The organism is Rhodococcus sp. UFZ-B548 (genome assembly GCF_903819475.1).
GTDB lineage: Bacteria > Actinomycetota > Actinomycetes > Mycobacteriales > Mycobacteriaceae > Rhodococcus_F > Rhodococcus_F erythropolis.
Genome location: NZ_CAIJDS010000027.1, coordinates 1 through 14088 on the forward strand (window position 1 = coordinate 1; position 14088 = coordinate 14088).

The following is a 14088-nucleotide window of genomic DNA, read 5'->3' on the forward strand; positions in this document are numbered from 1 at the left end:
GAGCAGAAGCGCACGGCCGACTCACCACCCCGTCCGGGATCGAGCGAACGACACTCTCACCGCCTCAGATCGACCGAACGTACCGTTCGCACGATCAGGGCACCATCAGGGCAGGAATCGGGTGAGGAAGATGCCAGCGCCGACGCACGTAGCGACTGGTTAGCCAAGGTACAGATTGTGAACCCTCTCATAGGTGCGAAGTACTCTCCGATTTTGTGCCTTTGTCCCTAGTACTTTGGCCTAGGCTGAGTGTCATGGTGGGGTTGAGCAGCTCGCGGGTGTCGCATTTGCGACTCGTTCCGACGGAACCTGAAGAACTGCAAAGGTTTGTACAAGAAGCTGGCGGAGTGCGTGGGGGCATTCAGATTGCGCGATCGTTACGTTCGAAGAGGCGCGCGGTTCCGGCGCAATACGCGATACGTATCAGCGTCGACAATGTATCCACTCAGATCTGGCGACGAATTCTCGTCGCGTCGGATTTGAATCTGGGTGACCTGCATTCGGTGGTTCAACGGGCAATGGGGTGGAGTGACCGTCATTCGCACGCGTGGTCCAAGTCAGGAACCCGATTTCCCGGCGAGGTCGAAGAGTATGTAGCTTCCGGAAGCAACGCCGAGCAGCGCCTCGCCGGACGAGTGGCGATCGTGGAGTCTGCGGTACGTCTGGACGAGGTCATGGTCTCGCCGGGCGATGAACTTAGATATCGCTACGGACGCTTCGGAAACTGGAGTCACACGCTGACACTTGAATCTTCGGAAGTACTGCCCGACGGATTCCAAATTGTGTGTGCCGCGGGTCGCGGTGCGTGTCCGCCGGAGGAATGCGTCGGGCCTGACGAGTACGAGCAGCTCCTCGGTGTCCTCGCTTCGGAGAAGTTGCGCTCCCACGAATGGACCCTCGAATGGCCGCAAACCGAATTCGAGCCGACACGATTCGAGATCGCTGAGGTCAACAATCGGCTTCATATACCTCGACCGGACGAGATCGTTGCGCCGTACGACACCGCAATGCTCGTCGAATGCCTGCAACCCTCGCGAGTCCCGGAACTGCGCGCGGTCCTCGCCCGAGCCGGCATTGACGATGAGTCGGCAATCGGAGAGTTGGTCCACGTCGAGGCGGGCCAACGCCTTCAAGCGGTCTTGACGCTGATCGGTGTCGAAGGGGTCGACGCTGATGACTTCTTCACGACGGTCGACGCGATGCTCGACGAACCCGAACTAGGACCTGTCAACCTTCCCAAGGGGCGATCACTCTTCGCAGTACTCAAGAGATTTGGCCTGGTGCGAAAGCACAAAGGGCAGATTGTGCTGACGAAGCGGGGACAGTCAGCGCAGCGGGACGCATCAATCATGTGGTCGGTGATCGTCGACAGCGTTCCGGTGGCGCCGGGCGGCTCGCAGAGAGCAGTGGAACTTCTTGTCCTCCTCGCCGTAGCCGCTGGTTTGTCGCCGGCAGATCGTCATCGCTTCGTCGCGGGAGCACTGGAGTCGATTCGGTCGTCAAGCATCCTCATGTCCGGCGCTCAGACTTCCAAACGTGACACGTCCGGGAGCACCGTAGAGGTGCTCGGTTTGATCGGCGCTACGGGGTACGAGCTGGGGAAGTTCGGCACCAAAGAGGACTCTCCCTGGGCAGCTCACCTGGCGAGGGCGATCCTGCAGCGTTAACTCGCGCGTTCGATGCAGACAACCGAAACGGGGTTCGATCCGGCACAGCCGAATCGAACCCCGTTTCGTGTCCTGGTAGAGATCAGATGTTGACGCCGTAGTCGCGGGCGATGCCGGCGAGTCCGGATGCGTAGCCCTGTCCGACTGCGCGGAACTTCCACTCGCCGTTGTGGCGGTAGAGCTCACCGAAAAGCATGGCGGTCTCGGTGGAAGCGTCTTCCGAAAGGTCGTATCGTGCCAGCTCGGATCCATTCGACAGATCTACGACGCGGATGTAGGCGTTGGTGACCTGCCCGAAGGACTGGAGTCGGGCATCTGCGTCGTGAATCGAGACGGGGAAGAAGATGTTGGTGACGTTGGGCGGTACAGCCGGGAGGTCGACGTTGATGACTTCGTCGTCGCCGTCACCTTCACCGGTGAGGTTGTCGCCGGTGTGCTCGATGGATCCGTCGGGCGAGCGAAGGTTGTTGTAGAAGACGAAGTGCAGGTCGGAAAGAACCTTGCGTTCCGGGCCGGTGACCAACGCGCTGGCGTCGAGGTCGAAGTCGGCACCACTGGTGCTGCGTGCATCCCAGCCGAGACCGACTGCGACCTTGGTGAGGTTGGGTGCGGCTTTCGACAGAGATACGTTGCCGCCCTTGGCAAGTGTGACGCCCATTCAGGTTCCTCTCGTTCGAACGAAGTGGATTTCTTCGTTCGGGAGTTCTGTGTTGTCCGTTCTCGACTCACATTACCGTGAGCGGGTATGTGCGGTTCGACCGAATAGCTACCTCACTCGAACAGCGCGCGAAGATCCTCGGCGTCGAGTCCGGTGCCGAGTGTCCCTTCGGCGTCCATGACATTCGAGAACAATGCCGACTTCTTGGCCTTGAGCGCCATGACCTTCTCTTCGATCGTGTCTTTGGCAATGAGACGGTAGACCATGACGTTTCGTGTCTGCCCGATGCGGTGAGTGCGATCGACCGCTTGTGCCTCGGCGGCCGGGTTCCACCAAGGGTCGAGAATGAAGCAGTAGTCGGCCTCGGTGAGGTTGAGGCCGAAGCCACCAGCCTTGAGGCTGATCAGGAATACGGGGGCTGCGCCAGACTTGAACTCCTCCAACACTTCACCGCGATTGCGCGTCGAACCGTCGAGATAGCTGTACGGAATTTTTTCCACTTCGAGTCGTTTGCGGACAGAACCGAGGAACCCGGTGAATTGGCTGAAGATCAACGCACGGTGTCCGCCCGCAATGACGTCGTCCAATTGCTCGACGAGAGCGTCGACCTTGGCTGAGGGGACAGGTCCGCTTTCCTCGTCGACCAGCGAGACGTCGAGACTGAGTTGGCGTAGCACCGTCAGCGATTGCAGGATCGTGAATCGGTTCTTGTCGACGTCGTCGAGCAGTCCGAGAATCTTCTGCCGTTCGCGTTGCAGATGGGTGTCGTAGATCGCGCGATGGCTCGGATGCAACTCGATCTCGAGTATCTGTTCCTGCTTCGGCGGCAAGTCTGCAGCCACCTGTTCCTTGGTGCGCCGAACCATCAGCGGTTTGACGCGCCGCCGAAGTTGCGCCAATCGCTCTGTGTCGCCGTCCTTTTCGATCGGGTTGCGGTAGACGTCGGTGAAGGTGGTGGGACTGGGGAACAGTCCTGGTGCAGTGATCGCGAGGAGCGACCACAACTCCATGAGATTGTTTTCCATGGGAGTGCCGGTGATCGCGAGTTTGAAGGGTGCGTTCACTGCCGTCGCACACTTGTGGACCTTGGACTTGTGGTTCTTGGCGAATTGGGCTTCGTCGAGTACCAGTCCGGACCAGACGCCCGCCGAATACGCATCGGTGTCGAGGCGAAAGAGAGCGTACGACGTCACGACGATGTCCGCCCCGTCGACGAGTGTTGCCAGGTCGGTTCTTCTGCGCCGCAGAGTATCCGTGATGACAGCGGTGTGGAGGGTTGGTGCAAACTTGGCCACCTCGGATTTCCAATTGGAGACCACGCTGGTGGGAGCAACGATCAGAAAGGGCGGCGCCGCTGGATTCGATTGCCGTGCAGTGCAGATCATTGCGAGAGTTTGCAGGGTCTTGCCCAGGCCCATGTCGTCGGCGAGTATGCCGCCCAGGCTGTGCTGCCGGAGGAAGTTGAGCCAGCGGAATCCGTCGACCTGATAGGGGCGCAGTGTTGCCGTCAACGTGTCGGGGACGTCGACGGGATCGATGCCCGAACTGCCGAGCAATCCTGCGATTTGCTTCTTCCAAGCTGCTGCCTGATGTTCGACTCTTCCGAGCGCCGTCAATTCTTCCCACAGCCCGGCTTGAAACTTGCTGATCGCGAGTTTGCCGGTTGGTCGATCGAGCAGCGACCGCGCTTCGGTGATGAGTCGGTGTAGACCGAGAAGGTCAGGTGCGTCGAGTCGGAAGAAGGCGCCGTCCGGCAGCAGTATGTGAGTCTCACCCTTGCTCAGGGCGGAGAACAGCGTGGTGAACGGAACGCCTTGTCCCGCAACGTCGACGGTGACGTCGAGGTCGAACCAGTCGGATCCGCTGCTCCCGTCGGTGGCTGACGTGCTGAGGCCGATCACGACAGCGTCGTCTGCGGGCCGATAGTCGGCGGGAGTGCCCGCGACGGTGAGGTCGACTTCGTCGTGCGATGCGAGTTGGGGGAGGAGGTCGAGTGTGAACTGCATGGAATCGAGGCCGGCCAACGTTCCCGCGAGAGTGGCCTTCGCCGCGGCCGCACCGAGGCTCTTGGCGATGGCATCTTCGGCAACGTGGTTGCGGATCTCGGACTCGTCGGTGGTTGTGTCCGCGGTAGAAATGATCAGTTCGTCGGCATCGACTGTGTACTTCCATGCCGATTCGATGTCGATGCGGTGGTTGTCCGCGTACGTGGCGACCAGTTGTAGCCGAGGACCGGACACAGTCGGTGGGTTGTAGGCGCCGTCGGAAGATATGACGGGAGCGAGGTTTCCGAGTTTGAACACGAACCGCGAAGTGAATGCATCCCGATGCTCGGCGGGTATGTCGACCGATTTTCCGGAGTCGATCAATTGCCTCAGTTGGTGGGTTATCGGCGTGTGCAGTGGTGCGAGAGTGATCGCGTTGGCGGCGTCGAGCGCGAAGACGCCATGTGCCGGCGTGCCGACCAGTCCCCAGTCGGTATGAGTGACGATGTGCCCACCGGCCTGAATTCGGGGCGTCAGGCGGAGGTTGTTGTCTTCTGCACCGTGGACGTCGAGGCAGATGCTGGCATCGTCGAGTAGGGAGATGTTGCCGAGGCCGGCCTTCGAGTGAACGAGTGAAACGCCCACGGTGATCGCCTCACGAAGAAGAGACCAGAGTTGCGGGCTCGCGAACCCGGCAAGATCGATTTCCGCGGCATTTTGATTTCTGTAGTAATTGCCGGCGCTGTGGAGGAGATGTATGTCGCGTAGAACCCGGAGGTGATCCGAGGGAAACTGAAAAGTGCTTCCGAGCTTGTTCCAGGCGAGCCCGCCGGAGATCCACCCTCTCGCTCCTGGTTGTACGGGTTTGACGATGAGCCTTGTCGATGCGCCCTTGGTTCGGGTGGTGAATTGAATGCCAAGTCCACGTGTAGTGCGGCCGGCCGGGTCTGGTCGGAGCAACTCCTCGAGCGCGCTGTCCCATCCGAGGTGTTGTGGAGTCTTGTTCGCCTCGGCAACCGCTGCGAGCACCAACGCGACTACGTGCTTGCAGTTCATCCGCACGGGACACGTGCAGAGGCCACGCGTGAACATTGCTGTACCGGCCGCGCTGCGACTTACCGAAATCGTGCAGGTGTACGGCTCTCGCGCAGTTCCCGATACAGCGCCGGTCAAGGTGTCAGCGGTGTCGTTCCATCCGATGGATTCGACTGCATTCTGGCGCAGGTAGACAAGTCCGCGTTCGTAGGTGGTTGTGCCCACGACAGCGCGAATTCGGTCGAGGTCGAGGGCCCTGACTGAATCCGGTTGCACGGGGGCCAGCCTAGTAGCGGCGACCGACAGTTCTTGTCGTGGTCGTTTGTCCAAGAAAGTCCGAACTGCACGGTATGTTCACGGAAACATCTTTGACTGGTTTGGGAGTTTCATGAGGACTGAGCGGCGTGCGTGGATCCGATCTGCGCGCACAGGTGCGGTGTGTTTGGCCGTTTGTGCACTTTCTTTGCAGTTGGGCGGACTGTCGACGGCAGCGCCGAGTTCCGGGAGCTCGGGAAGCTCGGGAAGTCTGGGCAGCGTCGAGGGCAGCGTGAGTTCGGGGTCGACGATCCCAGGACCGCTTCAGGAGGATCCGGGCCCCAAGCCGGAGCTGCGCGACGACATCGTCGTCCCGGCCATCGTCGGCGAGAAGGTGACCGCACCGCAGGCAGTCAGGCTGACGGTGGCGTCGCCTGCACTTCGACGCGAGGTCGGCGTCGAGATCTTGCTACCCGCGGACAATTCGGTTCCGCGCCCGGCGCTGTACATGCTCGAGGGCGTCGACGCCGGAGAGAAGAGCAGCGGATGGATGACGATCGGCGGCGCCCCGGCGTTCTTCGCCGACAAGAACGTCAACGTCGTGATGCTCAACGGTGGGATCGCGAGCCTGTACTCGGACTGGGAGAATCCGGATCCGCGGCTGGGACTGCACAAGTGGGAAACCTTCATCACCGAGGAGTTGCCACCGCTGATCGACGCGCGACTCAAGACCAACGGAATCAACGCGATTGCCGGCAATTCCATGGGCGCAATGGGTGCAATGATGCTCGCCCAACGCTTTCCGGACATGTATCGCGGCGTTGCCGTGTTCAGCGGCTGTTATTCCACGATGGATCCGCTCGGCCGAACTGCCGTGCAGGCCACGATTTCTTCTCGAAGCGGAGATCCGGCCAATATCTGGGGTGTGCCAGGGGGTCCGGAGTGGGAGGCACACGATTCGTTGATCAACGCAGAGAAGTTGCGTGGCAAGGAAATCTACGTGTCGACGGCAAATGGTCGTCCCGGATCTGACGAGACGCTGCAGACTCCGGAACTACTCGAGCGTCTGGTGATCGGCGGCGGCATCGAGGTTGCTGCGCACGCCTGCACCAAGATGTTCGACGCACGTTTGCAGGAGCTGAAGATTCCGGCGCAGGTGGATTACGAGCCGAACGGCACACACGCGTGGGCATATTGGCGTGAACGACTGCCCAAGGCGTGGCCGACTCTGTCCCGGGCATTGGGCGTCTGACGGTCGACAACAGTCTGTGCAGTTCCGGTCGAAAAGCAGCGTCCCCGCACCGTGTTGCTCGGGTGCGGGGACGCTGCTGCTGTCAGCGAGGGTTACGCGTCGACAAGTTCCTCGGCGAAGGGATCACCGTTGCGGGGAGCGTCGAAGCGTTCCTTGTCGAGAATGCCCTCACGCTTTGCGACGATGACCGGAACCAGAGCCTGGCCGGTGACGTTGACTGCGGTACGGCCCATGTCGACGATCGGTTCGACTGCGAGGAGCAGTCCGACGCCGGCCAGGGGAAGACCCAGGGTGGAGAGTGTGAGTGTGAGCATGACTGTCGCACCCGTAGTTCCGGCCGTTGCTGCCGAGCCGATGACCGAAACGACGACGATCAGCAGGTAATCGGTGAAGGTCAGCGGAACGTCGTAGAAGCCGGCGACGAAGATTGCCGCGATCGCGGGATAGATTGCGGCGCAACCGTCCATCTTCGTGGTGGCACCGAGCGGAACTGCGAACGAGGCGTACTCACGAGGAACGCCGAGGTTGCGTTCGGTGACGCGTTCGGTCAGCGGCAGGGTGCCGATCGACGAGCGCGAGACGAATCCGAGCTGAGTCGCGGGCCAGACACCGGAGAAGAAGCTTCGAACCGAGAGACCGTGTGCGGCAATCAGGATCGGGTAGACCACGAAGAAGACAATGGCCAGACCGATGTAGATGGCGGCGGTGAAGACGCCCAGCGAGCCGATCGCATCCCAGCCGTAGGTGGCGACAGCGTTGGCGATCAGCGCGGCGGTGCCGATCGGGGCGAGGCGGATGATCCACCACAGGACCTTCTGGACGATCGCGAGCAGCGAAGCGTTGAACTCGAGGAACGGCGCAGCCTTGGGACCGATCTTGAGTGCAGCAATGCCGATTGCGCCGGCGATGACGAGCAGCTGCAGGACGTTGAAGCTCAGCGATGTAGTCGCCACGCCTTCGGCGACGGAAGTCTTTGCACCCAACCCCAGGAAGTTGTTCGGAACCAGTCCGGTGATGAACGCCCACCACGAGCCGGAGCTCTTGGGTTCCTTCGCTGCTTCGGCGGCGACGTCGGTCCGTGAACCGGGATCAGTGATCAGGCCGACGACGATGCCGATGATCACAGCAATGAAAGCGGTGATCGCGAACCAGAGCAAGGTCTGCACGGCCAGGCGAGCTGCATTGGCGACCTGGCGCAGGTTGGCGATGGAGCTGACAATGGCGGTGAACACCAGCGGGATCACCGCAACGGTGAGCAGCTTGACGTAACTCGAACCGATGGTCTGCACGGTGCCGACCAACCAGTTGACGTTGCCGTCGGCTGCATCAGGCATTGCCCGGGCGACGAGACCGATGATGACGCCGAGTACGAGACCGGCGACGATCTGCGGTCCGAATGCCGTCGCCCAGGACGGAAAACGGGACGTGGACTTTTCCGGCACGCCGGTGGAGGTGGAGCTGGGCATGACTATGCCTTTCGAAAATCAAGGGAGCGAAACGCAGCGCGGCACCAGAGGCCGGGCAGATTCGAAGAAATGTTTCCTGGTACGCGTCAGGTCAGAGCGAGCGCGTACACATTGCGCTCGCCTGCAGGCGAAGGTCGACGTAACGCCGACTGGTCAGGAACAACACTGTCCACACACTACTCGCAGCTTCAACTACTCGATCCCGAGGGTCGCCGCGGGAGTTCGCTTCGTGTTCGTCGGGCGTGCCCCGATCAGTCACTGTTGGTCGGTTGACTAGTCTCGACGATCAGTAGGTGCCGCACCGGCGCCTAAGCGTCGGCAAGCGGAAGCGAGAGACCGATGAGCGTTCGGAATGCCGAGTACCCGCGTCCGAAGCATTTCCTGGTGCACCTCAGTGACACGCATCTGGTGGCTCAGGGGGAGTTGTACGACGCCGTGGATGCGTCGACGAGATTGCGGGAAGTGCTCAGCGGGATCGTGGCCTCGGGCGCACGCCCGGATGCACTGATATTCACCGGCGACCTGACCGACCAGGGACACCCCGACGCATACGCGGAATTGAAAGCCATCGTGGAACCCGTGGCGGCCGAGATCGATGCGCAGGTCATCTGGGCGATGGGCAACCACGACGACCGCTCTACTTTCAGGTCTCTGCTGTTGGGCGAGGACGCCACCGATCATCCCGTCGACAACGTCTACGACCTTGACGGACTGCGGGTGATCACCCTGGATTCGTCGGTTCCCGGTCACCACTACGGTGAGATCTCGGATCGTCAATTGGATTGGCTACGCTCAGAATTGGCGGTGCCCGCGCCCGACGGAACAATTCTGGCGCTGCATCATCCGCCGGTTCCGTGCATTCAGGATCTCGCGGTTCTGGTGGAGTTGCGCGATCAGTCCCGGTTGGCAGACGTCTTGCGTGGCAGCGACGTCCGGGCGATTCTTGCTGGGCATCTGCACTATTCGACGACGGCGACGTTCGCCGGCATTCCGGTGTCCGTGGCGTCGTCGACGTGTTACACCCAGGACTTGAACGTGGAAGTCGGTGGTCAGCGTGGTCGTGACGGGGCTCAGGGGTGCAACCTGGTGCACGTCTACGACGAGACAATTGTTCATTCGGTCGTTCCACTCGGCGCGCACGTGACGGTCGGTGAGCCTGTCGACGCGCCCGAGGGAGCCCGGAGGCTCAGCGCTGCCGGTATTCGAATCCTCGAGAGCGAAAAGGCGGCACGCTCGATCATCTGAGGTGGCAGGCGGTTTCCGGCACCCCGGCGCAGTTCTGGGTGATTGCCGGGCTGTCGCATACTCACTACCGTCGAGGTAGGTGCAGAGCTCCAGCAACAAGGACCGGCTAGCTGGACGGCAACCCTTCATGCCGATGGGGTGCCCCGGAATCACACCTGGCGATACGCGCGGTGCGTGTCGCAAGCGGCAGTCGCCACGAGAACCGTCAGTCGGGTGCTGACGGTTTCTGCGGTCGGCACTGTGCGCTCCCGAGTAGTTCTCGAACAGGAGTATGCGCCGATGACCTCCACCCCCTCTTCTCATCTTGCTCCGTTGCATCTCGCCGTAGCGCTGGACGGTGCCGGTTGGCACCCTGCAGCCTGGCGAGAGCCACACTCGCGCCCGAGTGAGCTGTTCAGCGCGTCGTATTGGACTGACGTGGTGACGACCGCCGAGCGTGGTCTGCTCGATTTCGTCACCATCGAGGACAGTCTCTCGGTGCCGGCCAACCCACTCGAGCCCGTCGACGACGCGGTTGATCGGGTGCGCGCTCGGCTCGACGCACATCTCGTGGCCGCCCGACTGGCACCGATCACGAGCAACATCGGCTTGATCCCGACCATCACCACCATTCACACCGAGCCGTTTCACGTGTCCAAAGCCGTTGCCACGCTGGATTACACCTCGCGCGGTCGCGCCGGATGGCAGGTGAAGGTTTCGGCGTCGGAATCCGAGGCAGCACAGTTCGGGCGTCGCGACATCCCAGCGCTCACCGATGCCGACCGTCAGTCGATCGTTTCAGGCGTCCTCCCGGACTTCGTGCGCGACCTGTTCGACGAAGCTGCGGAGGCGGCTGACGTAATCCGGCGACTCTGGGACAGCTGGGAGGACGGCGCCGAGATCCGCGATGTGGAGCAGCGCCGGTTCATCGACCGAGACAAGTTGCACTACATCGACTTCGAGGGAAAGTACCTCTCGGTCCGTGGACCGTCGGTGACTCCGCGCCCGCCGCAGGGGCATCCCGTCGTTACCGCGTTGGCACATCAGCGGGTCGCGTACGAGCTGGCGGCGCGGACGGCAAATCTGGTGTTCGTGACGCCGTTCGACGACGAGCAGGTCACGGCAATCCTGGGTGAAGTGCGAGCCGCCGAAGAACACGTGCAGCGCACCGGCGAACCTCTTCGGGCCTTCACCGACATCGTCGTCTTCTTCGATGCGCCGGAAGAAACCGGAAAGGAACGGCTCGCTCGCCTCGACGCGCAGGCCGGCGCCGAATACCGTTCGGACGCGCTGACCTTCACCGGCTCTGCTGCGGAGTTGGCGGATCTCCTGCTCCGGTGGCAGCAGTTGGGAATCGAAGGCTTCCGGTTGCGGCCGGGCGTCCTCGTGGACGACCTCGACGCCATCGCAGGTGAGCTGGTGCCTGAACTGCAGCGACGCAGCGTATTCCGCACCGAATATCCGCAGACGAATCTTCGCGGACTCCTTGGTCTACCCATCGACGTTCCCAACCGCTACGCCGCCGGCACTCCGGCCGCCTGACAGACGAGGAATAGATTTTCATGAGTTCTCATAAGCGTAAGCAGGTCATCCTGGGTGCCTACCTCGGCGGCGTCAACCATCACACTGCATGGTGGGATCCGCAGGCGGGCAGCCAGATAGAGTTCGATTCTTTCGAGCACACCGCTCGAACCGCCGAGCGTGGGAAGTTCGACTTCTTCTTCCTCGCCGAAGGCCTCGCCCTTCGTGAGCGTGCGGGACAGATTTTCGACCAAGACATCATCGGTAGGCCGGACACCTTCACGGTCCTTGCGTCGTTGGCGGCAGTAACCGAACACCTCGGATTGGCCGGCACCATCAACGCCACGTTCAACGAGCCGTACGAACTGGCCCGCCAATTCGCGACGCTCGATCAGTTGTCCGGAGGGCGTGCCGCCTGGAACGTCGTCACCTCGTTCGACGCATTCACCGGCCAGAACTTTCGCCGCGGCGGATACCTCGACCGCGCGCAACGATACGAGCGTGCGGAGGAGACCGTAGCGCTGGTGCGTGAACTGTGGGATTCGTGGCGAAGCGACGACATCGTGGCCGACAAGGCATCAGGGCGCTTTCTCGCGAGACCGGATGCCGGTGAATTCGCTTTTCATGGATCGCATTTCGACGTGAACGGCCGATTCACAGTGCCGCGTAGCCCGCAAGGGCGCCCGGTTATTCTGCAGGCCGGGGTGTCGCCGCAGGGGCGCGATTTTGCTGCCGGCAATGCCGACGCGATCTTCTCACCGTACGGTCAGTTGCCCGAGGCTGCCGATTTCTATCGCGATATCAAAGCACGTGCCGTCGCGGCCGGACGTGACCCGGGTGACATCAAGATCCTGCCGTCGGCGAGTTTTGTTCTCGGCACCTCGGAGGCAGATGCGATCGAGAAATACCGAGAGATTCGCGACCAGCAGGTCACCGGCCAGACCGCTTTGGTTCTGCTCGAACAGATCTGGAATCTCGATCTGTCGAAGTACGACCCCGAAGGACCACTACCCGACATCGCTCCGGATCCCGAGGCTCCGCCGATCATCCAGGGCCGCGCCTTCATTCACCAAGATCGTTTCGCGACCGTCGCAAAACTGCGCGCGGTAGCCGAGAGCAAGAAGTTGAATCTGCGCGAAGTGGTGATCGATCAGTTCGAGCGTGGACCGATCGTCGGTACACCGCAGCAGGTTGCCGAGAAAATAGATTCGTTTGTCAGCAACGACGGTTCGGATGGGTTCATCCTCGGGTCGCACCTCGTGCCGACCGGCCTCGACGAGTTCGTCGACGACGTGGTGCCGCTGCTGCAGGATCGAGGTGTTCTCCGCAGTGACTACGAAGGAACGACGTTGCGTGACAATCTCGGTCTGCCCATTCCGGTGCAACGGGAGCATGTGACAGCACGCTGATCGACCGAAGTAGCAAGGGCCCAGCCGAAATCGGCTGGGCCCTTGTTTTGTCTAGGCTTCCCAGGGCGCCGGGATGGGGTAGTAGCTCTCCAGGAACTCCGTGATCTTGCGTGTGCGAAGTTCCAGATCGATCTCCGGAGCGCTGCCGTCGTTGAGGCAGAAGAAGTCCATGGAGCGCTTGGCGAGCAGTGAGTCCATGTCGCGCAACCCGGCTTTGACCGTCGTATCGACGTACTTGACGGCTGCGGACTTCTGTACCACCGACCGTCCACTCATCAGTGTGTAGTAGTGATACAGCGAATTGGTCACCGAGATATTGGAACTCGCGCGGAAGGTGCTTGCTGCTGTTGCGGCGAAGTCTTCGGCGAACTCGCGTTCCATCTCGGCCATCACGCTTTTGCGTAGTGGCGTCGCTGCGTGCTCCAGATGCCTGGTGGTCATCAGACCGAAGCGGTCCTGGAGTAGTCGGCGGTTGACGCGAGCCGCATTCTCGAACCCGCTGCGGTCGTTGTCGTTGTGTCCCAATCCGATTCTGGTGTCGGCCTCGATGAACATGCTGATCCCACCGGGGGAGAAGAACATGTCCGGGCCAACGGGGCGACCGAAGAACATGTCGTCATTGGAGTAGAGGAAATGCTCTGCCAGACCCGGAATATGGTGCAGCTGGCACTCGACAGCTTGAGAATTATGGGTAGGCAACACACTTGGATCGGCGAAGAATTTTTCGCTGGGCATGAACGTGACTCGCGGATCGTCGGCAAGCCAGTCCGGACGATCGGAATCGGTTGCGACGAAGATCCGCCGGATCCACGGCGCGTACATGTGGATGGATCGAAGCGCGTATTTGAGCTCGTCGATCTGACGGAAGCGCGCTTCTGATTCGTCGCCCTCTCCGACGATGTAGTTCTGCATGCGCTTGGCGCGCTGAGCCTGAAACTCCTTGGAAGAGCCGTCGACCCAGGAAAAGACCAGATCGATATCGAAGCTGATATCGGAGGCATGATCGGCGAACATGTTCTCGATAGTCGGCCAGATCCGGCCGAATCGCTCGACGGTTCCTCGGACAGCTTCTTCGGGGAGGACGGTTCGTCGTGTCAGTGAGTTCTCGACGGGTAGGACGATTTCTTCGTCGGAAATCGACCACAATTCGATTTGAACTCCGATGTTGGCGCCGTAGTTCATGCCGCTTGCGACGTGAACCCTCGGACGGAACAAGCGGAAGATCCGTGACTTGTTGGTTTTCGACAGGGCACCGTCCGCGACAAGGAGCGCTGGACTTTTCTTCGCGTCGACGGTTTTGGAATAGAAGGGTGCGTTGGCGCATCCCTCGACAAGTGCCTGCCGCAGGTTTTTGCGCTCGGTCCAGCTCACCGCGATCACGGGGCGCTCGTCGTTTCCGCGGACGAGTAGATACTCGATTCCTGCGGCGTCGAGGATGTCGCGGATGAAGAGGAGATCTTCGACCATCGCTTCGAGCGGCGTGGTGGTCGTGATCGCGAGGGCAAAACGATTCTTGAATCGGACGGTCTCGGGTAGCTCGCCCATCCGTGCGCGTGACGCGGCCGACGCCGGTTCCACGGGATTGGGGCTGTCCTGCTCCGGGGGTACGAAGTAGA

General features: G+C 61.3%; 9 protein-coding genes and 1 riboswitch. Of the genes, 5 read left to right on the forward strand and 4 right to left on the reverse strand.

Annotated elements, in window-relative coordinates; genetic code table 11:
- Positions 1 to 347 precede the first annotated feature (347 nt).
- The gene (locus H7C86_RS21600; protein WP_259349265.1) at positions 348 to 1667 is read left to right on the forward strand and encodes a plasmid pRiA4b ORF-3 family protein; all 1320 of its coding nucleotides are present in this window, start codon (positions 348 to 350) and stop codon (positions 1665 to 1667) included.
- 82 nt (positions 1668 to 1749) lie between these two features.
- Here the strand turns inward: H7C86_RS21600 and H7C86_RS21605 are convergent, their stop codons facing one another.
- Together H7C86_RS21605 and H7C86_RS21610 are read right to left on the reverse strand one after the other, a co-directional pair.
- Entirely contained in the window at positions 1750 to 2325 is a 576-nt protein-coding gene (locus H7C86_RS21605; RefSeq protein WP_003940660.1) for a TerD family protein, read from the reverse strand.
- A 113-nt stretch (positions 2326 to 2438) separates the two neighbouring features.
- Positions 2439 to 5621: a DEAD/DEAH box helicase gene (locus H7C86_RS21610; protein WP_182262210.1), complete on the reverse strand. Its 3183-nt coding sequence runs from the start codon at positions 5619 to 5621 to the stop codon at positions 2439 to 2441.
- Between the two features lie 112 nt (positions 5622 to 5733).
- On the opposite strand from H7C86_RS21610, the gene H7C86_RS21615 reads away from it, so the two are divergent.
- Positions 5734 to 6852 (forward strand): alpha/beta hydrolase family protein, encoded by a 1119-nt coding sequence (locus tag H7C86_RS21615; protein WP_019749282.1) that lies wholly within the window; start codon positions 5734 to 5736, stop codon positions 6850 to 6852.
- A 92-nt stretch (positions 6853 to 6944) separates the two neighbouring features.
- Here H7C86_RS21615 and H7C86_RS21620 read toward each other — a convergent pair whose 3' ends face one another.
- A complete protein-coding gene (locus H7C86_RS21620; RefSeq protein ID WP_042952395.1) occupies positions 6945 to 8318 on the reverse strand; it encodes a dicarboxylate/amino acid:cation symporter in 1374 nt (457 codons plus the stop codon).
- Positions 8319 to 8657: 339 nt separating this feature from the next.
- Here H7C86_RS21620 and H7C86_RS21625 point away from each other — a divergent pair, with 339 nt between their 5' ends.
- The 3 genes from H7C86_RS21625 (at position 8658) to H7C86_RS21635 (ending at position 12472) form a co-directional block, all read left to right on the forward strand.
- Positions 8658 to 9563: a phosphodiesterase gene (locus tag H7C86_RS21625; RefSeq protein ID WP_097387149.1), complete on the forward strand. Its 906-nt coding sequence runs from the start codon at positions 8658 to 8660 to the stop codon at positions 9561 to 9563.
- A gap of 78 nt (positions 9564 to 9641) precedes the next feature.
- A riboswitch (SAM riboswitch) is annotated at positions 9642 to 9755 on the forward strand.
- Complete coding sequence (locus H7C86_RS21630) at positions 9738 to 11084, forward strand: LLM class flavin-dependent oxidoreductase (protein WP_182262211.1); 1347 nt, start codon at positions 9738 to 9740, stop codon at positions 11082 to 11084. Its footprint overlaps the riboswitch before it by 18 nt.
- Before the next feature lie 20 nt (positions 11085 to 11104).
- Positions 11105 to 12472, forward strand: coding sequence for an NtaA/DmoA family FMN-dependent monooxygenase (locus H7C86_RS21635; protein ID WP_182262212.1), 1368 nt, complete (start codon positions 11105 to 11107; stop codon positions 12470 to 12472).
- Between the two features lie 51 nt (positions 12473 to 12523).
- Here H7C86_RS21635 and H7C86_RS21640 read toward each other — a convergent pair whose 3' ends face one another.
- Positions 12524 to 14017 carry a stealth family protein gene (locus H7C86_RS21640; RefSeq protein ID WP_020970156.1) on the reverse strand — a complete coding sequence of 498 codons (1494 nt, stop codon included), beginning with the start codon at positions 14015 to 14017 and terminating at the stop codon, positions 12524 to 12526.
- Positions 14018 to 14088: the final 71 nt, after the last annotated feature.